Origin of the sequence: Rhizobium cauense (assembly GCF_019511525.1) — a bacterium.
In the GTDB taxonomy this organism is placed as follows: Bacteria; Pseudomonadota; Alphaproteobacteria; order Rhizobiales; family Rhizobiaceae; genus Rhizobium; species Rhizobium cauense.
This window is the reverse complement of record NZ_JAEUAT010000107.1, coordinates 1-220: the sequence shown is the minus strand read 5'-3', so window position 1 is coordinate 220 and position 220 is coordinate 1. Positions and strand designations below refer to the sequence as shown.

At 69.1% G+C, this 220-nt stretch carries 1 pseudogene; it reads right to left on the bottom strand.

From position 1 onward, the window contains the following. Positions 1-220, bottom strand: a pseudogene (locus JNB88_RS33365) (type I secretion system permease/ATPase); the annotation flags it as partial.

Here is a 220-nt window from a genome sequence, read left to right as displayed (position 1 = left end):
GGCGCTGGCCGGCCGACAGCGCCGTGCCGTGCGGCCCGAGCTCCGTCTGGTAGCCGTCGCGCAGGTGCACGATCATCTCGTGGATGTCGGCGGCCTTGGCCGCACGGATGATCTTGCGCGCATCCGGCGTCTCGGCAAAGCGCGAGATGTTCTCGGCAATCGTCCCCTCCATCAGCGCCACGTCCTGCGGCAGGTAGCCGACATGCTCGCCGAAGAAGGC